Here is a 21,433-nt window from a genome sequence, read left to right as displayed (position 1 = left end):
CTCCATAACCGCCGGCGGACCCGTTCTCTCCGCCGGCATTCCTGGAGGCGGACATGTCGAAGGTGCGCGCGGGCACCGGTCTTCCGATGGTGAAGATCGAGGTCATCAAGGATGCCCTGACCCTCTATGAGGGCAACCGGATCAGCCGCTGGCAGGTCATCAACCGGCTCGTCCACATCGGCCTGTCGGCGGATGACGCCAACATCATCGCCGACCGCGGCACGATCCCGCCCCATATCCTGGGCGGACACCACGGCACCTTGCGGAAATGACGGCGCCCGGCACGGGAATGACCACAGGGACGGCCATGGAAACGGCGGCCACGCAGGCCGCCTTCGCCACCGCCCTCGGCCTCCATCGTGCGGGTCGCTGGGCGCAGGCGGTGGCTGTCTACGACGGTCTGCTGGACGGTCCGCTGGCCGCAAGCGCCTATGCCAACCGCGGGGCGGCGTTGCGCCGGCTCGGCCGGCCCGGCGAGGCGGTCGCCTCCTGCATCGAGGCGGTCGCCCGCCGGCCCGACCTGGCCGAGGCCCATGCCAACATCGGCGCGATCCTTCAGGAAAGCGGCCATCCGCTTGCCGCGCTCGACGCCTGCCGCAAGGCCGTCGCGCTGGCGCCCGGCCTCCATGCCCCCTATCTGGCGATGGCGCATGCCCGGCAGGATCGCGGCGACCATGGCGAGGCCCTGGCCCTGCTGCGGCGCGCGGCCGACGTCGCTCCGGCGCTGGCGAGCGTGCGCTACAACTTGGCCGAGGCGTTGCTGTCGCATGGCGATTTCGAGGCTGGCTGGCGGGCCTACGAAGCGCGCTGGCAGGCCGGTGAACTCGCGCTGAAGCGCCCTTCCGCCGGGCCGGACTGGACCGGCGAGGATCTCGCCGGCAAGACCCTGCTGGTCTTCGAGGAGCAGGGTTTCGGCGACAGCCTGCAGTTCATCCGCCTGATCCCGCTGGTGAAGGCGCACGGCGCGCGGGTGGTCGTCCAGTGCCGGCAGCCGCTGGTCCGGCTGCTGTCCGGCGTCGAGGGCGTCGACGCGGTGGTCACGGACCTCCCCGGCCGCGACGCCTATGATTTCTGCGTCCCGCTGATGTCGCTGATGCGGCTGCTGGGGGTGACGGTCGGGCGCATCCCGGCCGCCGTGCCCTATCTGGCGCCCCCGGCCGACGCGGACGGGCGCTGGGCCGCGCTACTCCGCGGCTGGGGAGGGGGCTGCCATGGTCTGCGCGTCGGGCTGGTGTGGGCCGGCGACCCGCGGCTCGGCCATGCCGCCGCCACCCGCACCGATGCGCGCCGCAGCCTGCGCCTCGCCCAGCTCGCCCCGCTGCTGACGGTGGAGGGGGTGTCGTGGATCAGCCTCCAGAAGGGGCCGGCCGCCGTCCAGGCGCAGGAGGCCTGGCTAGAGGAACTGCCGGCCGGCGGGGCGATCCTCGACCCGATGGGCGGGGTTGCGGATTTCGCCGACACCGCCGCCATCGTCCGCCAGCTCGACCTCGTGATCGGGGTGGACACCTCGGTCGTGCATCTCGCCGGGGCGCTGGGTGTGCCGGTGTGGGTGCTGTCGCGGTTCAGCGGCTGCTGGCGCTGGCTGCTCGACCGCGACGACAGCCCCTGGTATCCGACGCTGCGCCTGTTCCGCCAGCAGCGGCCGGGCGACTGGGCGCCGGTGGTGGAGAGGGTGCGCGAAGAGCTGTTGCGCATGGCCGCTGCCCATCGCCATGATCGGAGCCCGGCCTGAAGCCACCGGTCCACCGTCAGGAGCCCGCCATGCCCAGCTATCCCGCCGCCTACCAAGCCAGCAAGGGGTCGGCGCTCGCCGTCGACCGCGCCTTCTACGGGCGCATCGGCGCGCAGACGGACGGGCGTGACCTGGTGGAGCGGTTCGTGGTGCCGATCCGCTCCGGCCGCGCCTGGACGGTGCCGGCCGGCCATGTGTTCCGCATCGTCACCATCGAGGGGCCGCAGGTCGCCGACCTCAACATCTGGAACCGCCACAACCCGCGCGAACGCTTCTGGGCGTCGCGCACGCGCCAGCTCCAGCAGGCGCATGTCAGCAATTTCGACCGGCTGTGGTCGACCCTGCCCTACCTGCGGCCGCTGGCGACCATCACCCACGACACGCTGGCGGATTACGGCATCGACGAGCATGGCGGCAGGGTCCATGACCTGCTCGGCACCCGCTGCGACCCCTACGTCAACCGCATGCTGACGGGGGAGGATTTCCACCACCATTGCCATTCCAACCTGACCCGTGCCGTCGCCCCCTACGGGCTGAGCGAATTCGACGTCCATGACGTGCTGAACGTCTTCCAGGTCACCGGGCTGAACGCCGAGGACAAGTATTTCATGAAGGCGTGCCCGGCGCAGAAGGGCGATTTCCTGGAATTCTTCGCCGAGATCGACCTGCTCTGCGCCCTGTCCACCTGCCCTGGCGGCGATCTCAGCGTGCCGCTGTGGGGGCCGGACGCCCGCGACCCGCTGGAGGTCTGTCGTCCGCTGGGCGTCGAGGTCTACCGGCTCGACCCGGCGCTGCTGGACGGCTGGTCGCCGCCGGAGGTCGCGGCCTACCGCGGCAACCACGGCCTGCGGCTGGAGACGCCGGCCTGGGACGCAGGCGATCCGGCCTGACGGCGGGGGCCCGATGCCGACCATCCTCCTCACCGGTTTCGAGCCTTTCGGCGGCGAGACCGTCAACCCGTCCTGGGAGGCGGTGCGGCGGCTCGACGGCTGGGAGTGCCGCGGCCACCGCGTCGCCGCGCGGTTGATGCCCTGCGTCTTCGGCGCGGCGCTCGACGCGCTGGAGCGGGCGGTGGCGGAAACCGGCCCGGTCGCCCTGCTGGCGGTCGGACAGGCGCAGAGCCGGGCCGAGCTGTCCCTGGAGCGGGTTGCCGTCAACCTGGACGATGCCCGCATCCCCGACAATGCCGGCAACCGTCCGGCCGATGTCCCGGTGGTGGCGGGCGGGCCTGCGGCCTATTTCGCCAGCCTGCCGGTCAAGGCCATCGCCGCCGCCCTGCGCGGCGCCGGCATCCCCGCCGGGCTGTCGCACAGCGCCGGCAGCTTCGTCTGCAACCATCTGTTCTACGGGGCCTGCCATCTGCGGGCGGTGCGGCGGCCGGATCTCCGCGTCGGCTTCCTGCATATCCCGCTGGCTCCCGAACAGGCGGTCCGCCACCCGGGCGCCCCGTCGATGGCGGTCGGGCAGGTGACGGCCGGCCTGCGCGTCGCGGTCGAAACCATCCTGGCGACCGGCGAGGACAGTCACGAGGCGGCTGGAACCCTTGAATAGTGCTGGGGAATAGCGAGGGGAACAGCGTGCCCTACCCCGCCTCGGCCAGCAGCCACTCCTTGAAGCGGCGCACGCGGCGTGCCCGCTCGGCCCCCGGCGCATGGGCGATCAGGTAGCGGCCGCGCGGGCGCAGCGTCTCGGGGAAGGGCTGGACCAGCCGGCCCGATGCGATGTCCTCCCCCACCAGGAAGACCGGCAACAGGGCGACCCCCATGCCGGCCGACGCCGCCTCGATGATCATGAAGAAATGCTCGAAGGCCAACGAGAGCGCCGACTCGGGCAGGGGCAGGCCGAAGGCGGCGAGATAAGCGCGCCAGGACTCGGGCCGCGTGGTGTGCTGCAACAGCCGGTGCTGCGCCAGGTCGGCCGGCCGGCGCAGCGGCGGCCCCTGGTCCAGCAGCGACGGTGCGCAGAAGACGCCCATGGTTTCCGGCATCAGCGTCGCCATCTCGGCCCCCGGCCAGCCCTCGACGCCGAAGCGGATGGCGACGTCGATCCGCTCCTTGGCGAAATCGACGCGGTGCTCGCCGATCGCCACCTCGACCTGGATCTCGGGGTTCTCGGCCTGGAAGCGTTTCAGCCGCGGGATCAGCCAGCGCTGGGCCAGGGTGGGCAACGCGCTGACCCGCAGCACCCCGCCCTCCTGGGCGCGGGCCGCCCGCGCCGCCGCGGCGATGCGGTCGAGCGCCGCCGACGCCTCGCCATAGAAGGCGGCGCCGGTCGGCGTCAGCTCGATCCCGCGGCCGACGCGGCGGATCAGCTCGACCCCCAGATCGGCCTGCAAGGTCTGCATCATGCGGCTGACCGCCCCCTGCGTCACCGCCAGCTCGTCGGCCGCCTTGGTGAAGCTGAGATGGCGGGCCACCGCGACGAAGCTGCGGACGGCGTTGAGCGACGGCAGGACACGGTCTGGCATGGGACGCGCCGAATCATGAGTTGAACTCATAAATCTCTGCCGGAGAACTCGTTTGTCAAGTCCGGGCGGATCGGGTCTGCTGGGGGCACGGACGGTCCTGCCGCCAGCCACCCGCCACACGGTCCCGAAAGGCCAAGCCCCCGATGACGAGTCTGACGCCCTTCCACATCGCCTTCCCGGTCGACGATCTGGCCGCCGCCCGCCATTTCTACGGCACCGTCCTCGGCTGCCCGGAAGGGCGTAGCAGCGACGAGTGGATCGACTTCGACCTGTTCGGCCATCAGATCGTCGCCCATCTGAAGCCGCGCGATCCCACTGCCGCTCCGGCCCACCGCAACCCGGTGGACGGCCATGATGTGCCGGTCCCGCATTTCGGCGTGGTGCTTCAGCCGGCCGACTGGGACGCGCTGGCGGAGAAGCTGAAGGCCGCCGGCATCAGGTTCGTGATCGAGCCCTACACCCGCTTCAAGGGCCAGGTCGGCGAGCAGTCGACCATGTTCTTCCTCGACCCGGCCGGCAACGCGCTGGAGTTCAAGGCCTTCGCCGACATGTCGCAGCTGTTCGCGAAGTAGGCGGTCAGGCGAGGAAGACGCGCGGGGGTGCCGGCCGTTCTTGCGGACAGGCCCCCCGGCACACAGCCGCGATGGTCTCGCGCAGCCAGCGATGGGCCGGATCCGCCTGCAGGCGCGGATGCCAGATGGCGGATATGGCGAATTCCGGCGTCCGGACCGGCAGGTCGAAGCAGGCCAGCCCCGGCCCGGCCGCATGGTCGGCCACCACACCGTTGCCGAGGCACGACCGGGGCACCGCCGCGACCAGATCCGAGCCGCGCGCAATGCTCATCGCCTCGGCATATCCTGGAACGACCAGGGACACGGTGCGGCTCAGGCCCAGATCGGCCAGGGCGTCGTCGATCGGTCCATGGAAATCGCCCCGGCGCGACGCCACGACATGGGCGCAGGCGGCATAGCGGTCCGGCGTGACCGACCCGGCCTCGAACAGCGGGTGCCCGCTTCGGGCGACGCCGACCAGCCTGTCCCGGAACAGCAGCTGGGTCAGCAGTTCCGGCGCCGAGGTTCCGAGCACGCCGACCTCCAGATCGATCCGCCCGTCGCGGAGCGGCTCCGCCTCCTTGTCCGGCTTCGGCACGAACCGGAGGCGGACATGCGGAGCGGTCCCGGCGATGGCGGCCAGCAGGGGAACCGCGAGCAGCTCGACGAATCGCCCGCCGGCACGGATGGTGAAGGTGCGATGGAGCGATGCGAGGTCCAAGCGGTTTGCCGCCGGCCTCAGGATCTCCTGCGTGTCGCGGCTGAGCGCATGGACACGCCCGCTCATTTCCTCGGCATAGGGCGTGGGGACCAGGGCGCGGCCGGCCTGGACCAGCAACGGGTCGCCCGTCACCCGGCGCAGCCGCGCCAGCGTCCGGCTCATCGCGGAGGGGCTCACCCCGAGCCGGCGGGCAGCCCCCGTCACGCTGCGCTCGGTGAGCAGCGCGTCCAGAGACAGGAGAAGGTTCAGGTCGACGCCGTGCATCGCCTGAGAATAGCCCGGCGGCCCGCCGATGCCCAGCGCCGGACGCAATCGATCCTTTCATCCTGTGCGTCTGGTGCACAGGAGCCCGGCCGGTCATATCGGGAGCGGATGTCCTCAACGAAAGCTCCGATCCCATGCCCTTCCCTCCCCCGCCCCCTTCCCCCACCGATCACCCCCGCCGCACCGTCCTGCTCATCGGCGCGTCACGCGGCCTCGGCCATGCCATGGCCGCCGAGTTCCTGAAGAAGGACTGGAACGTCGTCGGCACGGTGCGCGGCACCGGCCGGACGCTGCTGCACGATCTGGCTGACCGGCATGCCGGCAGGGTCGAGATCGAGACCCTGGACATCTGCGCTCCCGATCAACTGGCCGCGCTGCGCGACCGCCTGTCCGGCAGACTCTTCGACATGCTGTTCGTCAATGCCGGAACGGCCAACCGCGATCCGGCCCAGACCATCGGCGAGGTCTCGACCGAGGATTTCGTCCAGCTGATGATCACCAATGCCCTGAGCCCGATGCGCGTCATCGAAAGCCTGGAGGGCGCTGTCTCCGCCGCCGGCCTGATCGGGGTGATGTCGTCCGGGCAGGGCAGCATCGCCAACAACCAGTCCGGCCAACGCGAGCTCTATCGCGGCAGCAAGGCGGCGCTGAACATGTTCATGCGCAGCTTCGCGGCCCGTCAGGCCGGAACCCAGCGGGCGATGGCGGTGATGGCGCCCGGCTGGGTCAGGACCGCGCTCGGCGGCGCCGATGCGCCGCTCGCCATCGAGGACAGCATCCCCAGCCTGGTGGCCGTCCTGCTCGCCAAGCGGGACAGGCCGGGGCTGGAGTATCTCGACTATCTGGGCCGCACCGTCCCCTGGTGAGGGCGGGCGCCGGTTCTCAGCCGCAACCCGCCATCATCAGCCCGAGCGTCTTCTCGTCGGCCCGGTCCGGCAGCACCTCGCCGACGATGTGCCCGTCGAACATCACGACGATGCGGTCGGACAGGGCGCGGATCTCGTCCAGCTCCACCGACACCAGCAGGATCGCCTTGCCCTGGTCGCGCAGAGCCACGAGGCGGCGGTGGATGAACTCGATGGCGCCGATGTCGACGCCGCGGGTGGGCTGGCCGACCAGCAGCAGGTCGGGATTGCGCTCGATCTCGCGCGCAAGCACGATCTTCTGCTGGTTGCCGCCGGAGAAGTTGGCTGCCGCCAGCGTTCCGTCCCTGGGCCGCGTGTCGTAATCCTCCATCTGCCGGGCGCAGGCGGCGGCGATGGCGTCCCGGTCGAGCAGCATGCGCCCGTTCCAGGCCGGATCGTCCTGGAATCCCAGGATCGCGCAGTCCTCCGCCGAGAAGCTGGTGACGAGGCCGACCTTCTGCCGGTCCTCCGGCACATGCCCCACCCCCAGCCGGCGCAGCGCCCGGGCGTTGAAGCGGTCGGGATGGCCGGCGAGATCCTCCCCCCGCAGCCGGACCGAGCCGGCGGCGATGGGGCGCATGCCGGCCAGCGCCTCCAGCAGCTCCGACTGGCCGTTGCCGGACACGCCGGCGATGCCGACGATCTCGCCGGCCCGCACCGACAGCTCCACCCCCTTCACCCGCTCCACGCCGGACGGGTCGCGGACCCGGAGCCCCTCGACCCGCAGCACCTCCGCCCCCGGCCGGGCCGGGGTCTTGTCGACGCGCAGCAGCACCTTGCGGCCGACCATCAGCTCGGCCAGCCGCTCCCGGCTGGTGTCGCGGGTGGCGACGTCGGCCACCACCTGCCCGCGCCGCATCACCGTGACATTGTCGGTCAGCTCCATGATCTCGCGGAGCTTGTGGGTGATGATGACGACGGTCTTGCCCTGCTGGCGCAGCGCCCGCAGGATGCGGAACAGATGGTCGGCCTCCTGCGGGGTCAGCACCCCGGTCGGTTCGTCCAGGATCAGGATGTCGGCGCCGCGGTAGAGCGCCTTCAGGATCTCCACCCGCTGCTGCGCCCCGACCGGCAGCTCGCCGACCGGCCGGTCGAGATCGACCTCCAGCCCATAGTCGCGGGCCAGCCGGGTCAGCTCGGCCCGCGCCCGGGCCATACCGCCCGACAGGGTGACGCCGCCCTCCGCCCCCAGCAGCACGTTCTCCAGCACGCTGAAGGGATCGACCAGCATGAAATGCTGGTGGACCATGCCGATGCCGGCGGCCAGCGCGTCGCGCGGCGTCCGGATGGCGGCAGGATTGCCGTTCACCCGGATCTCGCCGCCGTCGGCACGCAGATAGCCGTAGACGATGCTCATGATCGTCGATTTGCCGGCGCCGTTCTCGCCGATCACCCCATGGATCGTCCCGGCGGGCACCGACAGCGACACGTCGCGGTTCGCATGGTTGGCGCCGAACCATTTGTTGATCGCCACCGTCTCCAGGGCGATTCCGGAACGGGCGGCCGGCGCGTTTGCCTGCATCATGAAAGGATCCGCTTACGGCTGGTACGGCTTGACCGCCAGCGCGCCCGCGATGATCTGCTTCCTGGCCTCCTCCAGCTTCGCCTCCATCTCCGGCGTGATCAGCTTGCGGTTGTTGTCGTCGAGCGCGTAGCCGACGCCGTCCTCCTTCAGCCCGACGACGCGGTGGCCGGCCTGCCAGCTGCCGTCCTTCGCCGTCCTCATGCAGTCGTAGACGACGACGTCGACCCGCTTGACCATCGAGGTCAGCACCTTGCCGGGATGGACATGGTTCTGGTTGCTGTCGACGCCGATGGCGAGCTTGCCGGCATCGGCCGCGGCCTGGAGCACGCCGAGCCCGGTGGCGCCGGCCGCGGCGAAGACCACGTCGGCGCCGCGCGCGAACTGGCTCTTGGCCAGCTCGGCGCCGCGGCCGGGGTCGTTCCAGGCGGCGGGCGTGGTGCCGGTCATGTTGACGAACAGCTCGTCGCTCGCCGAAACATGCTTCACGCCCTGCTCGTAGCCGGTCAGGAAGTTGCGGATCAGCGGGATGTCCATGCCGCCGATGAAGCCGACCTTGCCGCTCTTGGCCGCCAGCGCCGCCGCCATGCCGACCAGGAAGGATCCCTCCTCCTCCTTGAAGGTCACGGACTGGACGTTGGGGGCGTCCAGCTTGTCGTCGATCAGGCAGAATTTGGTCTTGGGCGAGTCCTTCGCCACCTTCTCCACCGCGGCGGTCTGCGAGAAGCCGACGGCGACGATCACCGAGGCGCCGCGCCGCACCAGCGTGCGCATGGCCTGTTCGCGCTGGCCCTCGTTGGTGATCTCGAACTCGCGGTAGGCGACTCCGGTCTCCTTCTTGAACCGCTCGGCCCCGTTGTAGGCCGCTTCGTTGAAGGATTTGTCGAACTTGCCGCCCTGGTCGAACACCACGGCCGGCGAGAACTCCTGCGCCCGCGCCTGGGTGCAGAACGCCGTCATCGCCAGCATGGCGGCAAGAATACGCGTCTTCATGTCCCACCCACTCCGGAAAGCCGAAACTTGACCCAAAGGATAACCGCGCCATCATCCGGCACAACAGGGAAAGCGGGCGAAGCGGCGCAGCAAATCGGGGCTCCCCCGGTTGACGACGGGGGCGGGGGCGTTTATCACCCCGGCCGATAGTCTTCGCGTCCAACCGGTCGCGGCGGCCACGCCTGATCGGCCACAGGATCGGCCACACAAAAACGGGGGCGACGCTCGGTGGACGAAGTCTGGGTGCTCTTGCAGGGGATCGTTCTGGGATTCGCCATCGCCGCACCCGTTGGGCCGATCGGCCTGTTGTGCATCCGCCGCACCTTGCAGCACGGCCCGCTGATGGGCTTCTTCACCGGATTCGGCGCCGCCGTGGCCGATACCTTCTATGGCGCCATCGCCGCCTTCGGCGTGTCGGCGGCGCTCAGCTTCCTGCGCGGGCACGAGATCGCCTTCCAGCTGGTCGGCGGCATCTTCCTGCTGGTGGTGGCGGTCCGCACCTTCCGCCAGCAGCCCGACGCGGAGGAGCGCGAGGCAGCATCCGCCCCCGACAGCAAATCCTGGTTCACCGGCTTCATGACCGGGCTGTCGCTGACCCTGACCAACCCGGCGACCATCATGGCCTTCATCGCCATCTTCGCCGGGTTCGGACTGGGCGGCACGCTGGACCGGCTGGAGGCGTCGACCCTGGTGCTCGGCGTCTTCATCGGCTCGTCGCTGTGGTGGATGACGCTGTCGATGGGGGTGGCGGCGGTGCGCCACCGCATCTCCGACCGCGGGCTGAGCCTGCTGAACCACTGCACCGGGGTGGCGCTGGGCGCCTTCGGCCTGTGGGCGCTGGGCATGGCCGCCACCGGCATCGCCGCGATGGCCGGCTGACCGCCCGGCCCTAGCCCTCAGCAGCCTGCGGACGGCGTGGCGGTGGGCGCATCCGGCGTCGCGCTTCCCTTGCGCAGCAGGTGCAGGTGCCCGGCCAGCCGCCACAGATAGAGGCCCACCAGCACCACCAGCAGCCCGACGGTGACATAGCCGACCAGCCGGTGGGCGAAGGGCCAGGTCGACAGCATGTAGCCGGTCCAGGCCAGCAGCAGCGTCCACAGCACCGAACCGACGCCCGATGCCAGCATATAGCTGAGGATCGGCATCCTGCACGCCCCGGCCGGGATCGAGATCAGGGTGCGCACCCCCGGCACCGGCTGCGACAACAGCACGGCGATGCCGCCGCGTTTGCCGAACCAGTCCGTGCTCTGCCGAACCTTCTTCGGGTCGATGGTCAGCCAGGGGCCGTATGTCTTCAAGAAGGCTTCCAGCCGCTCGCGGCTCATCAGCCGGCTGGGCAGGAACCACACCATCTGCCCGGCGAGCGAGCCGAGACCGCCGGCGATGGCGACCCCGGCCAGGGTGAATTCACCCGTCGCCGCGCCGATCCCGGCCAGCGGGATCACCGACTCGGCCGGCAAAGGCGGAAAGACCCGCGCCAGCGCCACCAGCAGGAAGATTCCGACATAATGGAGGGTGTGCATCACCTCCACCAGCCAATCCGTCAATCCACCATCCATTCCGATCCGCTCCCCACCGGTCACACCGACCCGATCAGGGAAAACGGCCGGCGAGGGCGGGCGGTTCCCGCAAGGCCACCGCAGGCCCGGTCCCGGAGGGCGTGGGCACGGGGCGTTGGATTGAACGTGCCCGCGCATCCCCGGTGTCCCCGCCCTCCGGATGGGTCGGCCGGCCATCCCTGGCACCGGATGGGAAGCCGGCCGGGACAAGCCCGTCCGGAATGGAGGAGCTTGTCTGGAACGATTCGAAGAGTGTGGCTAGCGATTTGATCCGTCAAATAGATATTTTGGAGGTCGCCGATAGGACGTGTCGATCGCCGCGGCCATCCCTACCCGCTGAACAGTGCCGCGTCGATCCGCCGGACCATGGCGACCAGCCGCGGCGCATGCTCCTCCTCAAGCGTCTTCGGATCGACCAGGAAGCCCGGCCCGCCGCAGTTGAAGGCCAGGATCGGGGAGCCGTCGCGCGGCACGAAGGGAATGCCGATGGCATGCACCTCCGACTTCCAGGCGCCGATGGAGCGGCAGTAGCCCCGCGTCCGGTAGTCCTCGACCGCCCGCTCGATGCCGTCGCGGATCTCGGGCCAGCGCTCGCCCTCATGCTCCTCCAGCTTGGCCATCAGCGGTGCGCGCTCGGCCTCCGGCAATGCCGCCAGATAGGCGCGGCCCATGCTGGTGGTCGACAGCTTGATATGCGAGCCGACGTCGAGCGACAGGGTGATCGGGCTGTTCGCCTTGCAGCATTCCAGATAGATCATGCTCAGCCGGTCGCGCCCGCCGAGTGCCACGGCCAGTCCGGTCCGGTCGGCCAGCTCCTGCATCAGCGGCCGCGCCACCTGCCGGATGCCCATGCCCGACAGGCTGGCATAGCCCAGCGCCAGCACCGAGGTGCCGAGCCGGTATTTGCCGGTGGTCTGCTCGTAGACGAGGTAGCCCAGCTTGGCCAGCGTGTAGGTCAGCCGCGACACCGTCGGCTTGGGCAGGCCGGTGCGTTGCGCCAGCTCCAGGTTGCCGAGCAGCGATTCGTTGCGTCGGAAGGCGCGCAGCAGCTCCAGCCCGCGGGCGAGCGCCGTGACGAAGCGCGGGTCCTTCCCGTCGTCCGCCATCGGATCGTCGGCGACCAGGGAGTCTTCCCGTTTGCGCATGACCTGCCTCCCCCGCAAACCGCGTCGGGGCGATCCTGCCAGCGGTCCCGGCCACAGGTCAACCGGGCATATTCCGCAATGCGGAATTAGCGGCGGGTGCCGCTATTGGGCGGCTCCCAGCCCCAGCGTCAGCATCCGCTCGTACAGCGACGCCCGCGAAATGCCCAGCAGCTTGGCGGCGCGCGCCTTGACGCCGTTGGCCTCCTCCAGCGCAGCGGCGATGGCGTGGCGTTCGGCGGCATGCAGCACCTCCTGCAACGGCCTCGCCCCTACGGCCAGCGGCAGGGCCGAGGCGCCGGCCGGATGCTGGCCGGGCAGGACGCTGCGGATGTGCGGTGCGGTCAGGATCGGCGCATCGGTCAACGCCACCACCCGCTCCAGCGTGTTGTAGAGCTCGCGCACATTGCCTGGCCAGTCATAGTCGCGCAGCACCTGCACCGCCGATTCCAGCAGCTCGCGCGGCGGGGTGCCCTGCTGGATCGCCAGCTGCTCCAGGATGCGGTCGGCGATGCTCTCGACGTCCTCCGGCCGCTCGCGCAGCGGCGGCAGGGTGATCGGCACCACGTTCAACCGGTAATAGAGGTCGGCGCGGAACTGCTTTTCCCGCACCAGCGCGTGCAGGTCGCGGCTGGTGGCGGCGATGATGCGGACATCGACCCGCACCACCTTGTTGGACCCCAGCGGCTCGATCTCCCGCTCCTGCAGGACGCGCAGCAGCTTGGCCTGCAGCGGCAGCGGCATGTCGCCGATCTCGTCCAGGAACAGGGTGCCGCCGTTGGCCAGTTGGAACTTGCCCTCGCGATGGCGGCGGTCGGCCCCGGTGAAGGCGCCGGGGGCGACGCCGAAGAACTCGGCCTCCAGCAAGGTTTCCGGGATGGCGGCGACATTGACGCCGACGAAGGGCTTGGCAGCCCGCGGACTGGCGGAATGGATGGCCTGGGCCAGCAGTTCCTTGCCGGTGCCGGTCTCGCCCAGCAGCAGGACGGTGCTGTCCATCTGCGCGGCGCGGCGTCCCAGCCGCTTGATCTCACGGATCGATTCGCTGGCGCCCAGGAACTGGGAGAAGGAGTATTTCGCCCGGCGCTCGTGCGCCAGCTCCTGCTGGGTGCGGGCCAGCTCCTCCTGCATCTTCTCGTATTTGCGCACCAGCGGGCGCAGATATTCGGCGCGGTCGAACAGCACGAAGCCGATCGCGCCGATGATGGCTCCGTCCGGTCCGAACAGCGGCATCCGCGTCACGACGAAGGAGCGGTCGCCGAATTCCATGATGTCGAGCGGCTGGGGCTGGCCGCTGTCGATCACCCGGCGCAGCTGGCTGTTGGGGATGACGTCCTCGACCGGCTGGCCGCGCGGGTCGCCGGGGACGCCCAGCAGCGCCTTGTACTTGTCGTCCATCCAGGCGATGCGGGCATTGTGGTCGACGGTGACGGCACCGACGCACATGGATTCCAGATGCTCGAACAGGGAGTGTACCGCGCGCTGGCGCAACGCTTCGAAATCGACGGTGTCGCCCACGTCACCCTCCCAAACAGGACCGACTTTTGCCGTCCCGGCGTTGAGGCCTGCTGCATTGCAGCGCAATTTGCCAACAATATCAGAGGTCAACATAGTAGCCCATCCATCGGATTAAAGGGAAGGCGCGCAGGATCGGGCAGGCGCGCGGTATCGAACCCGCATGCCCGTCGCAGATCTGGTCTTGGGACCGGCGTGGAAAACCGCTTTTTTAAAAAGGGCAAGCCGGGCCGGTTCTGTACATCTTTCGGAGCAACCCGGCTCATTTCCACTTGCGCAACCCATGCGGGTATCGAAAGGGGAAAAAGAGGGGGACCTTCCGGTCCCCCCTGGGGAGTTGCGGTCTTTGGAATTCGCGGATGGAACCGCTTGGCTCAGTGCTCCCGCTTCGGCAGGCGGGCGAGCAGCTCGCCGACGATGCCCCTACGGAACAGCAGGACGCAGACGACGAAGATGCAGCCGATGACGACCGGCACCGGCAGGCTGGTGGCGGCGAGGTAGCTTTCCAGCGTGACCACCAGCGCCGCCCCCACCACCGGGCCGAGCAGCGTGCCCATGCCGCCGAGCAGCGTCATCAGCACCACCTCGCCCGACATCTGCCACGTCACGTCGGTCAGCGAGGCCAGCTGGAACACCAGCGCCTTGGTCCCGCCGGCCAGCCCCGCCAGGCTTGCCGACAACACGAAGGCCACCAGCTTGTAGCGGTCGGTGCGGTAGCCGAGCGACACCGCCCGCGGCTCGTTCTCGCGGATCGCCTTCAGAACCTGCCCGAACGGCGAATGGACCGTGCGCCACACCAGCGCGAAGCCGCCGAGGAAGATCGCCAGCACGACGTAATACATCGTCAGCGGCTGGGTCAGGTCGAACAGCCCGAACAGCGTGCCGCGCGGCACACCCTGGATGCCGTCCTCGCCATGGGTGAAGGGAAGCTGCAGCGCCAGGAAGAAGATCATCTGGCTCAGCGCCAGCGTGATCATGGCAAAGTAGATGCCCTGCCGCCGGATGGCGATCATCCCGAAGACCAGCCCCATCAGCCCGGCGACGGCGGTGGCGGCGAGCAGCCCCGCCTCCGGCGCCCAGCCCCATTCCTTCACCGTGTGGGCGGCGATGTAGGCCGCCCCGCCGAAGAAGGCGGCATGGCCGAAGCTCAACAGGCCAGCGAAGCCGATCAGCAGGTTGAAGGCGCAGGCGAACAGCGCGAAGCACAGCACCTTCATCAGGAAGACGGGATACAGCACGAAGGGTGCCGCGACGGCGACCAGCAGCAGGCCCGCGGTCAGCAGGGCCGTGCCCATGGTGGGGCCGCGCATGGCTGCCCCGGTGGAGTTGGCAGTGGTATTGCCGGCGATGCTCATGGGTCAGCGCTCCCGTCCGAAGAGGCCCGCGGGCTTGATGAGAAGAACGATCGCCATGATGACGAACACGACGATGTTGGAGGCCTCCGGATAGAAGACCTTGGTCAATCCCTCCAGCAGCCCCAAGCCCAGACCGGTGAGGATGGCGCCCAGGATCGAGCCCATGCCGCCGATCACCACCACCGCGAAGACGATGATGATCAGGTTCGAGCCCATCAGTGGGCTGACCTGATAGATCGGCGCCGCCAGCACCCCGGCCAGCCCGGCCAGCGCCACCCCGAAGCCGTAGGTCAGCGACACCATCACCGGCACGTTGATGCCGAAGGCCTGCACCAGCGTCGGGTTCTCGGTCGCCGCGCGCAGATAGGCGCCCAGCTTGGTCCGTTCGATGGCGAACCAGGTGCCGAAGCAGATGATCAGCGAGGCGACGACCACCCATGCGCGATAGTTGGGCAGGAACATGAAGCCGAGATTCTGGCCGCCCTTCAGCAGGTCGGGGATCGGATAGGGCTGGCCCGACACGCCATACTGGTGGCGGAAGGCGCCCTCGAAGATCAGCGCCAGCCCAAAGGTCAGCAGCAGCCCATAGAGATGGTCGACCTTGTAGAGCCGGCGCAGCATCGTGCGCTCCAGCACCAGCCCGATGGCGCCGACCACCAGGGGCGCCAGCACCAGCGCTCCCCAATAGCCGATGCCGGCATAGCTCAGCAGCAGCCACGCCACGAAGGCGCCGACCATGTACAGGGCGCCGTGCGCCATGTTGACGACGTTGAGCATGCCGAAGATCACCGCCAGCCCGAGGCTTAGCAGCGCATAAAAGGAACCGTTGATCAGGCCGAGCAGAAGCTGCCCGAACAGCACTTGGGGCGGAACTCCCAGCAGGCTGAACATGTCCGCGTCTCTCCCGGTTCGTTGTGACAGGTTGTTGTTTCTTGATTTCAATGCTTGACGTGATGCCCCTTTCCCCGTCGTCGGACGAACCTGCGGTCCGCCGAAGACGGGGAAAGGTCGGGAGGGGAGCGGAACGCGCCCCCTCCCCTTCACTTCACCAGCGAACAGCCGCTCTGCTTGGGATCGAGGAACGCCGTGTCGGCCGGGATGGTCTTCATGACCTTGTAATAGTCCCAGGCGCCCTTCGATTCGGCCGGGGTCTTCACCTGGACCAGATACATGTCGTGGAACATGCGGCCGTTCGCGGCGATCTTGCCCTTCTTGGCGAACATGTCCTCGACCGGCATCTCGCGCATCTTGGCGGAGACCTTGTCGGCGTCATCGGTCTTGGCCGCTTCGACCGCCTTCAGGTAATGCTTCACCGCCGAATAGACGCCGGCCTGCACCATGGTCGGCTTCTTGCCGGACTTGGCTTCGAACTTCTTCGACCAGTCACGGGTCTGGTCGTCGGTGTCCCAGTAGAAGCCGGTGGTCAGCATCAGGCCCTGTGCCGCCTGGAGCCCCAGCGCATTGATGTCGGAGATGAACATCAGCAGGCCGGCCAGGCTCTGGCCCGACTGGGTGACGCCGAACTCGGCAGCCTGCTTGACCGCGTTGGTGGTGTCGCCGCCGGCGTTCGCCAGCCCGATCACGTCCGCGCCCGACCCCTGGGCCTGCAGCAGGAAGGACGAGAAATCGGCGGTGCCCAGCGGGTGCTTGACGGTGCCGGCGATGGTGCCGCCCAGCGACTTGACCATCTTGGTGGTCTCTTCCTCCAGCGACTGGCCGAAGGCGTAGTCGGCAGTCACGAAGAACCACTTCTTCTTGCCCTGCTCGTAGAGCGCGCGGCCGGTGCCGGCGGCCATGGCATAGTTGTCGTAGGTCCAGTGGAAGCCGTAGGGGCTGCACTGGGCGCCGCTCAGCGCCGTGGCACCGGGACCCGACATCAGGAAGATGCGCTTCTTGTCCCGCGTGATGCCCTGCACCGCCAGGGCCGCGGCCGAGTTCGGCACGTCGGCGATGACGTCGACGCCGCCGGTGTCGACCCATTCGCGGGCCTTCGACGCGGCGATGTCGGCCTTGTTCTGATGGTCGGCCACGACGATCTCCACGGCCGCGCCGGCAACCTTGTTGCCGAACTCCTCCGCCGCCATCCGCGCGGCGATGGCGGAGCCCTCGCCCGCCAGATCGGCGTAGATGCCGGAACGGTCGTTCAGCACGCCGATGCGGATGACGTTGTCCGACACCTGCGCGGCAGCGGGGGCGGCAACGGACATCGCGGTCCCGGCGAGCGTCAGCAGGGCGGTGCCGGCGAGAAGAAGGGTGCGCATGAAAGGGGCTCTCCCTGTTGGTTTTATTGTCCGGCCCATCCCGGCGGCGGGGCGTCGGGCCATGATCGTGGGGAAGTCGTCGGGCACGGGCCAGCCGGCACATGTCTCGACGGACCGCCGCCCCGCCCCCGGATCGGGGCGGAGCGGCGATCGCGCCGGGACCGTCCGGTGGTCGGACCGCTTCACACGCCGAGATAGGTGTGGAGCTTGTCCATGTTGGCGTTGAGTTGGTCGTTGGGGATCATGTCCACCACATGCCCCTCCTCCATGACGTAATGGCGGTCGGCGATGGTGGCGGCGAAGCGGAAATTCTGCTCGACCAGCACGATGGTGAAGCCGCGCGCCTTGAGCGCCCGCACCGCCACGCCGATCTGCTCGATGATGACGGGCGCCAGCCCTTCGGTCGGCTCGTCCAGCAGAATCAGGTTGGCACCGGTGCGCAGGATGCGGGCGATCGCCAGCATCTGCTGCTCGCCGCCCGACAGCCGCGTGCCCTGGGTCGAACCGCGGCCCTTCAGGTTGGGGAACAGCTCGTAAATCTGGGCGACGGTCATGCCGCCCTCCTTCACCACCGGCGGCAGCGTCAGGTTCTCGTCGACGCTGAGGCTCGAGAAGATGCCGCGCTCCTCCGGCACATAGCCGATGCCGAGCCGCGGGATCCTGTGCTGGGCCATGCCGATCAGCTCCTGGCCCTGGAAGCGGATCGAGCCGGTGCGCTTGCCCATGATGCCCATCACGGCGCGCATGGTCGAGGTCTTGCCGGCGCCGTTGCGGCCAAGGAGCGTCACCACCTCGCCGTGGCGCACCTCCAGGCTGACGCCGTGCAGCACATGGCTCTCGCCGTAGAAGCCGTGCAGGTCGGAAATCTCAAGCATCGCCGTTCCCACTTGGGCGGTTTTCGTCTGCATCCCGTCAGGCATGTCCGGTCCCCCCAGTGCCCATGTACGCTTCCATCACCTGCGGGTTCTTCGACACCACCTCGTAGGGCCCCTCGGCGAGGATCTCGCCGCGGCGGAGCACGGTGATGGTGTCGGACAGGTGGGCGACGACCGAGAGGTTGTGCTCGACCATCAACACGGTGCGGTCGGCGGCGACGCGCTTGATCAGGGCGGCGGTGCCCTCGATGTCCTCATGGCCCATGCCGGCCAGCGGCTCGTCGAGCAGCATCACCTCCGGGTCGAGCGCCAGGGTGGTGGCGATCTCGAGCGCGCGCTTGCGGCCGTAGGGCAGCTCGGCGGCGGTGTGCCCGGCCCAGGGGGAGAGGTTGACCGCCTCGATCAGCTCCAGCGCGCGATCGTGCAGGTCGTAGAGCGACGACTCCGACTTCCAGAAATGGAAGCTGGTGCCGAGCGGGCGCTGGAGGGCGACGCGGACATTCTCCAGCACGCTGAGATGCGGGAAGACGGCCGAGATCTGGAAGGACCGCACCAAGCCCATCAGCGCGATGTCGGCCGGCTTGGTCCTGGTGATGTCGCGGCCCTTGTAGAGGATCTGGCCGCGGGTGGGCGTCAGGAACTTGGTGAGCAGGTTGAACACCGTGCTCTTGCCGGCGCCGTTCGGGCCGATCAGCGCATGGATGGTGCCCCGCTTCACCTGCAGGTTCACCTCCTTGACCGCGACGAAGCCCTTGAACTCCTTCGTCAGGTTGCGCGCTTCCAGGATGATGTCGTCGTTCGGTGCGGCGTTCATCGGTCGCGAATTCTCCTCCCTTCGTCCTTGCTTTGGGTTCCCGGGGGTCCGGGGGCCGGAAGTTCCCGGCTCGGCCGCCATGCGGTGGGACGTTTCACCGATTGTTGTACGCACTATTCGTGCCACAGCGGATATCCCTTCGGTCGGGCGCATGGACCTTTGTGTCTCCGGCGCTTTGCTCCTGTCCGCTGCCTCCTCCACTCCAACCGTAGCACTGAAAAGTGTCGGAATTCCGGACACTCTGTCCAGCAAACATGACAGCAGTCAAAAGGTTTGTGTACAAGATCGTCCGTGCGGCCGCGACGTGATTGCGAACTTGCCAAACTGTGTGCGCACTGCGATGGTGATCGTCCGACGGTGCCCCGATCGCCCCTATGGACGGCGGGGATAATAGGGAATGCGGTACGGGCCTTCCGGGAAGGCCCCAGGCCGCGGCTGCCCCCGCAACTGTGTGCGGCGAGCGTCCGGTCCATCATGCCACTGACCGCAGGGTCGGGAAGGCGGGCCGCGACGCTGTGACCCGTGAGCCAGGAAACCTGCCGGCGGACCGATGGATTTTCCCAACCCCGCCGGGTGTGGCGGGAGAGCAAGGATCAGCCTGATGACCACCCATCCGCTACACGCCACCGCCGGTTCCGCGACCCGCAGCGCCGCCCGGACCTCGGTCGCCGCCTTCGCCGCGATCCTGCTCGGCAGCTTCCTGCTGTATGGCGTCGGCTTCGCCCAGCCGCAGCAGATCCACGACGCGGCGCACGACGCCCGTCATTCCTTCGCGTTCCCCTGCCACTAAGCCAGGGTCATGGATCTGATCCGGCGGCTGTTCACAGCCGCTTTGGTCGCGGGCGTGCTCTCCGGCACGGCCGCTTCCGTCGTTCAGCAGGCGACGACCGTCCCGCTGATCCTCGAGGCCGAGAAATACGAGGTGGTGACCCCGCCCGTCGCCTCCGTCACTGCACCCGCCCCTGCCGGCGGCGCCGCCGACTCCCACCAGCACGGCCCCGTGCGTGAGGTGGGCGAGGGCGTGCCGACCACGCTGGAAGAGGCGATGCAGCGCACCGGCCTGACCATCGTCGCCAACCTGTTGACCGGCGTGGCCTATGCGCTGCTGCTCGGCGGCGCCATGCTGCTGGCCGGCCGGCCCGTCGATGCCCGCCGCGGGCTGGTCTGGGGTGTCGGCGGTTTCTTCGCCGTCTCGCTGGCGCCGTCCTTCGGCCTGGCTCCGGAATTGCCGGGCATGGCCGGGGCCGAGCTGGAAGCCCGTCAGCTCTGGTGGTTCGCCGCCTCGGTCGGGGCCGGCATCGGCATGGCGGCGCTCGCCTTCGCCCGCAACCGGTTCGTGATTGTCGGCGCCGTGCTGATCGCGGCACTGCCCCATCTGGTCGGCGCCCCCCATCCGGAAAGCGCCGAAGGCGCCGTCCCGCCGGAGCTGGCGGCCCGGTTCGTCGCCGCCTCGCTCGGCACCGCCGCCCTGTTCTGGGCGATCCTGGGTTCCGTCTGCGGCTGGCTGATGAGCGGGCTGGCCGGGGCCGCCGAACCCAGCCCCGCCGCCCGGTTGCAGACCGGCACGCGTTAAGGAGCCGAACCCATGTCCGCAGTTGCAAAAACGGTTGCCGGGAAAGTGCCGGCGACCGTCATCACCGGCTTCCTCGGCGCCGGCAAGACCACGCTGATCCGCGGCCTGCTGGAAAAGGCCGAAGGCCGTCGGCTGGCCCTGATCATCAACGAGTTCGGCGACGTCGGCATCGACGGCGACATCCTGCGTGCCTGCGGCAGCCCGACCTGCACCGAAGACGACGTGATCGAGCTGGCGAACGGCTGCCTGTGCTGCACCGTCGCCGACGATTTCGTCCCGGCCATCGAGAAGCTGCTGGCCCGACCGCAGCCGCCCGAGCATATCGTGATCGAAACGAGCGGCCTGGCCTTGCCCAAGCCGCTGGTCCAGGCCTTCCACTGGCCGGCGATCAAGTCGCGGGTCACCGTGGACGGCGTGATCGCCGTGGTCGACGCCGCCGCAGCGGCCGAGGGTCGTTTCGCTCCCGATCCGGCGGCCCTGGCCGCCCAGCGCGACGCCGCCGGCACGGTCGACCACGAGACGCCGGTCGAGGAGGTGTTCGAGGACCAGCTGCTCTGTGCCGACCTGATCGTCGTCAACAAGACCGATCTGGTCGACGCCGCCGACCTCGCCCGCGTCGAGGACCTGATCCGCGAAGCCCTCGGCCACGCCGCCGGACGCACCGTCGGCAGCGGCGCCAAGCTGGTCCGCGCCGCGCAGGGCGCCGTCGATCCGCTGGTGCTGCTGGGAGTCGGCGCCGCGGTGGAGGACGACCTCGCCAACCGCCCCAGCCATCATGACGATGAGGAAGGCCACGACCACGACGACTTCACCAGCTTCGTCGTGGAACTGCCGTCCCAACCCGACCCCGCCGCCCTGGTGAAGACCTTGGAGGATGTGGCCGCCCTGCATGGCGTGCTGCGGCTGAAGGGCTTCATCGACGTGCCCGGCAAGCCGATGCGCCTGCTGGTCCAGGGAGTCGGCACCCGCGTGCAGACCCATTACGACCGCCTGTGGAAAGCCGGCGAGGAGCGCCGCAGCCGGCTGGTGGTCATCGGCGAAACCGGGCTTGACCGCGAGGCGGTGACGGCGGCGGTGGCTGGGTAAGAATTAAGCTGTTGCGGCATTTGCCCCCTCCCTAACCCTCCCCCGCTTTGCGGAAGAGGGGACTTCCGCCGCATCGCAAATCCTCCCTCTCCCTCGAA

At 69.1% G+C, this 21,433-nt stretch carries 22 protein-coding genes and 1 riboswitch; of the genes, 10 read left to right on the top strand and 12 right to left on the bottom strand.

The window, feature by feature from the left end; all coding sequences use genetic code 11:
- Nucleotides 1-53: 53 nt before the first annotated feature.
- From ABMY26_RS35030 to pcp, 4 genes are read left to right on the top strand one after another with little or no spacing between them, the layout of a single operon-like run.
- Complete coding sequence (locus tag ABMY26_RS35030; protein WP_372400052.1) at nucleotides 54-272, top strand: hypothetical protein; 219 nt, start codon at nucleotides 54-56, stop codon at nucleotides 270-272.
- Nucleotides 273-307: 35 nt separating this feature from the next.
- Nucleotides 308-1,732, top strand: coding sequence for a glycosyltransferase (locus ABMY26_RS35025; protein WP_372400051.1), 1,425 nt, complete (start codon nucleotides 308-310; stop codon nucleotides 1,730-1,732).
- Between the two features lie 29 nt (nucleotides 1,733-1,761).
- A complete protein-coding gene (locus tag ABMY26_RS35020; protein ID WP_372400050.1) occupies nucleotides 1,762-2,622 on the top strand; it encodes an urea carboxylase-associated family protein in 861 nt (286 codons plus the stop codon).
- Nucleotides 2,623-2,635: 13 nt separating this feature from the next.
- Nucleotides 2,636-3,283 carry a pyroglutamyl-peptidase I gene (pcp, locus tag ABMY26_RS35015; protein WP_372400049.1) on the top strand — a complete coding sequence of 216 codons (648 nt, stop codon included), beginning with the start codon at nucleotides 2,636-2,638 and terminating at the stop codon, nucleotides 3,281-3,283.
- A gap of 31 nt (nucleotides 3,284-3,314) precedes the next feature.
- Here the strand turns inward: pcp and gcvA are convergent, their stop codons facing one another.
- Nucleotides 3,315-4,199: a transcriptional regulator GcvA gene (gene gcvA / locus ABMY26_RS35010; RefSeq protein WP_372400048.1), complete on the bottom strand. Its 885-nt coding sequence runs from the start codon at nucleotides 4,197-4,199 to the stop codon at nucleotides 3,315-3,317.
- Nucleotides 4,200-4,342: 143 nt separating this feature from the next.
- Between gcvA and ABMY26_RS35005 the strand changes: the two genes are divergently transcribed.
- Complete coding sequence (locus ABMY26_RS35005; protein WP_372400047.1) at nucleotides 4,343-4,771, top strand: VOC family protein; 429 nt, start codon at nucleotides 4,343-4,345, stop codon at nucleotides 4,769-4,771.
- A 4-nt stretch (nucleotides 4,772-4,775) separates the two neighbouring features.
- Here the strand turns inward: ABMY26_RS35005 and ABMY26_RS35000 are convergent, their stop codons facing one another.
- Nucleotides 4,776-5,783 carry a LysR family transcriptional regulator gene (locus ABMY26_RS35000; protein WP_372400046.1) on the bottom strand — a complete coding sequence of 336 codons (1,008 nt, stop codon included), beginning with the start codon at nucleotides 5,781-5,783 and terminating at the stop codon, nucleotides 4,776-4,778.
- 86 nt (nucleotides 5,784-5,869) lie between these two features.
- Between ABMY26_RS35000 and ABMY26_RS34995 the strand changes: the two genes are divergently transcribed.
- Nucleotides 5,870-6,601 (top strand): SDR family NAD(P)-dependent oxidoreductase, encoded by a 732-nt coding sequence (locus tag ABMY26_RS34995; protein ID WP_372400045.1) that lies wholly within the window; start codon nucleotides 5,870-5,872, stop codon nucleotides 6,599-6,601.
- Between the two features lie 16 nt (nucleotides 6,602-6,617).
- On the opposite strand, the gene ABMY26_RS34990 is transcribed toward ABMY26_RS34995, so the two are convergent.
- Complete coding sequence (locus tag ABMY26_RS34990; protein ID WP_372400044.1) at nucleotides 6,618-8,165, bottom strand: ABC transporter ATP-binding protein; 1,548 nt, start codon at nucleotides 8,163-8,165, stop codon at nucleotides 6,618-6,620.
- Nucleotides 8,166-8,177: 12 nt separating this feature from the next.
- Nucleotides 8,178-9,155 (bottom strand): BMP family protein, encoded by a 978-nt coding sequence (locus ABMY26_RS34985; protein ID WP_372400043.1) that lies wholly within the window; start codon nucleotides 9,153-9,155, stop codon nucleotides 8,178-8,180.
- Between the two features lie 228 nt (nucleotides 9,156-9,383).
- Here ABMY26_RS34985 and ABMY26_RS34980 point away from each other — a divergent pair, with 228 nt between their 5' ends.
- Complete coding sequence (locus tag ABMY26_RS34980; protein WP_372400042.1) at nucleotides 9,384-10,034, top strand: LysE family translocator; 651 nt, start codon at nucleotides 9,384-9,386, stop codon at nucleotides 10,032-10,034.
- 17 nt (nucleotides 10,035-10,051) lie between these two features.
- Here the strand turns inward: ABMY26_RS34980 and ABMY26_RS34975 are convergent, their stop codons facing one another.
- From ABMY26_RS34975 to ABMY26_RS34940, 8 genes are all read right to left on the bottom strand, one after another.
- The gene (locus ABMY26_RS34975) at nucleotides 10,052-10,714 is read right to left on the bottom strand and encodes a DedA family protein (protein WP_372400041.1); all 663 of its coding nucleotides are present in this window, start codon (nucleotides 10,712-10,714) and stop codon (nucleotides 10,052-10,054) included.
- Between the two features lie 329 nt (nucleotides 10,715-11,043).
- Nucleotides 11,044-11,859: an IclR family transcriptional regulator gene (locus tag ABMY26_RS34970; RefSeq protein WP_372400040.1), complete on the bottom strand. Its 816-nt coding sequence runs from the start codon at nucleotides 11,857-11,859 to the stop codon at nucleotides 11,044-11,046.
- Between the two features lie 102 nt (nucleotides 11,860-11,961).
- Entirely contained in the window at nucleotides 11,962-13,374 is a 1,413-nt protein-coding gene (locus ABMY26_RS34965) for a sigma-54 interaction domain-containing protein (protein ID WP_372400039.1), read from the bottom strand.
- 371 nt (nucleotides 13,375-13,745) lie between these two features.
- On the bottom strand, nucleotides 13,746-14,726 hold the full coding sequence (locus tag ABMY26_RS34960) for a branched-chain amino acid ABC transporter permease (protein ID WP_372400038.1): 981 nt from the start codon (nucleotides 14,724-14,726) through the stop codon (nucleotides 13,746-13,748).
- Nucleotides 14,727-14,729: 3 nt separating this feature from the next.
- Nucleotides 14,730-15,617: a branched-chain amino acid ABC transporter permease gene (locus ABMY26_RS34955; protein ID WP_372400037.1), complete on the bottom strand. Its 888-nt coding sequence runs from the start codon at nucleotides 15,615-15,617 to the stop codon at nucleotides 14,730-14,732.
- A gap of 149 nt (nucleotides 15,618-15,766) precedes the next feature.
- On the bottom strand, nucleotides 15,767-16,987 hold the full coding sequence (locus tag ABMY26_RS34950; protein WP_372400036.1) for an ABC transporter substrate-binding protein: 1,221 nt from the start codon (nucleotides 16,985-16,987) through the stop codon (nucleotides 15,767-15,769).
- A gap of 182 nt (nucleotides 16,988-17,169) precedes the next feature.
- Nucleotides 17,170-17,862, bottom strand: a complete 693-nt coding sequence (locus ABMY26_RS34945) for an ABC transporter ATP-binding protein (protein ID WP_372400035.1) — start codon at nucleotides 17,860-17,862, stop codon at nucleotides 17,170-17,172.
- A 37-nt stretch (nucleotides 17,863-17,899) separates the two neighbouring features.
- Nucleotides 17,900-18,676, bottom strand: coding sequence for an ABC transporter ATP-binding protein (locus tag ABMY26_RS34940; RefSeq protein WP_372400034.1), 777 nt, complete (start codon nucleotides 18,674-18,676; stop codon nucleotides 17,900-17,902).
- A gap of 338 nt (nucleotides 18,677-19,014) precedes the next feature.
- Nucleotides 19,015-19,235: riboswitch (cobalamin riboswitch) on the top strand.
- A 42-nt stretch (nucleotides 19,236-19,277) separates the two neighbouring features.
- Here ABMY26_RS34940 and ABMY26_RS34935 point away from each other — a divergent pair.
- From ABMY26_RS34935 to cobW, 3 genes are read left to right on the top strand one after another with little or no spacing between them, the layout of a single operon-like run.
- Nucleotides 19,278-19,466: a CbtB domain-containing protein gene (locus ABMY26_RS34935; RefSeq protein WP_372400033.1), complete on the top strand. Its 189-nt coding sequence runs from the start codon at nucleotides 19,278-19,280 to the stop codon at nucleotides 19,464-19,466.
- Nucleotides 19,467-19,475: 9 nt separating this feature from the next.
- Nucleotides 19,476-20,249, top strand: a complete 774-nt coding sequence (locus ABMY26_RS34930) for a CbtA family protein (protein WP_372400032.1) — start codon at nucleotides 19,476-19,478, stop codon at nucleotides 20,247-20,249.
- 12 nt (nucleotides 20,250-20,261) lie between these two features.
- Nucleotides 20,262-21,335, top strand: a complete 1,074-nt coding sequence (gene cobW / locus ABMY26_RS34925) for a cobalamin biosynthesis protein CobW (protein ID WP_372400031.1) — start codon at nucleotides 20,262-20,264, stop codon at nucleotides 21,333-21,335.
- Nucleotides 21,336-21,433: the final 98 nt, after the last annotated feature.

Source organism: Azospirillum sp. HJ39 (assembly GCF_041507355.1).
Taxonomy (GTDB): Bacteria; Pseudomonadota; Alphaproteobacteria; order Azospirillales; family Azospirillaceae; genus Azospirillum; species Azospirillum thiophilum.
This window is presented reverse-complemented; position numbering and strand designations above follow the sequence as displayed.

Bases quoted from the DNA above. Each gene is read 5' to 3' on its own strand.
- ABMY26_RS35030 (WP_372400052.1), top strand. From the start codon at position 54: ATGTCGAAGGTGCGCGCGGGCACCGGTCTTCCGATGGTGAAGATCGAG.
- ABMY26_RS35025 (WP_372400051.1), top strand. From the start codon at position 308: ATGGAAACGGCGGCCACGCAGGCCGCCTTCGCCACCGCCCTCGGCCTC.
- ABMY26_RS35020 (WP_372400050.1), top strand. From the start codon at position 1,762: ATGCCCAGCTATCCCGCCGCCTACCAAGCCAGCAAGGGGTCGGCGCTC.
- pcp (WP_372400049.1), top strand. From the start codon at position 2,636: ATGCCGACCATCCTCCTCACCGGTTTCGAGCCTTTCGGCGGCGAGACC.
- gcvA (WP_372400048.1), bottom strand. From the start codon at position 4,199: ATGCCAGACCGTGTCCTGCCGTCGCTCAACGCCGTCCGCAGCTTCGTC.
- ABMY26_RS35005 (WP_372400047.1), top strand. From the start codon at position 4,343: ATGACGAGTCTGACGCCCTTCCACATCGCCTTCCCGGTCGACGATCTG.
- ABMY26_RS34995 (WP_372400045.1), top strand. From the start codon at position 5,870: ATGCCCTTCCCTCCCCCGCCCCCTTCCCCCACCGATCACCCCCGCCGC.
- ABMY26_RS34990 (WP_372400044.1), bottom strand. From the start codon at position 8,165: ATGATGCAGGCAAACGCGCCGGCCGCCCGTTCCGGAATCGCCCTGGAG.
- ABMY26_RS34985 (WP_372400043.1), bottom strand. From the start codon at position 9,155: ATGAAGACGCGTATTCTTGCCGCCATGCTGGCGATGACGGCGTTCTGC.
- ABMY26_RS34975 (WP_372400041.1), bottom strand. From the start codon at position 10,714: ATGGATGGTGGATTGACGGATTGGCTGGTGGAGGTGATGCACACCCTC.
- ABMY26_RS34970 (WP_372400040.1), bottom strand. From the start codon at position 11,859: ATGCGCAAACGGGAAGACTCCCTGGTCGCCGACGATCCGATGGCGGAC.
- ABMY26_RS34960 (WP_372400038.1), bottom strand. From the start codon at position 14,726: ATGAGCATCGCCGGCAATACCACTGCCAACTCCACCGGGGCAGCCATG.
- ABMY26_RS34955 (WP_372400037.1), bottom strand. From the start codon at position 15,617: ATGTTCAGCCTGCTGGGAGTTCCGCCCCAAGTGCTGTTCGGGCAGCTT.
- ABMY26_RS34950 (WP_372400036.1), bottom strand. From the start codon at position 16,987: ATGCGCACCCTTCTTCTCGCCGGCACCGCCCTGCTGACGCTCGCCGGG.
- ABMY26_RS34945 (WP_372400035.1), bottom strand. From the start codon at position 17,862: ATGCTTGAGATTTCCGACCTGCACGGCTTCTACGGCGAGAGCCATGTG.
- ABMY26_RS34940 (WP_372400034.1), bottom strand. From the start codon at position 18,676: ATGAACGCCGCACCGAACGACGACATCATCCTGGAAGCGCGCAACCTG.
- ABMY26_RS34935 (WP_372400033.1), top strand. From the start codon at position 19,278: ATGACCACCCATCCGCTACACGCCACCGCCGGTTCCGCGACCCGCAGC.
- ABMY26_RS34930 (WP_372400032.1), top strand. From the start codon at position 19,476: ATGGATCTGATCCGGCGGCTGTTCACAGCCGCTTTGGTCGCGGGCGTG.
- cobW (WP_372400031.1), top strand. From the start codon at position 20,262: ATGTCCGCAGTTGCAAAAACGGTTGCCGGGAAAGTGCCGGCGACCGTC.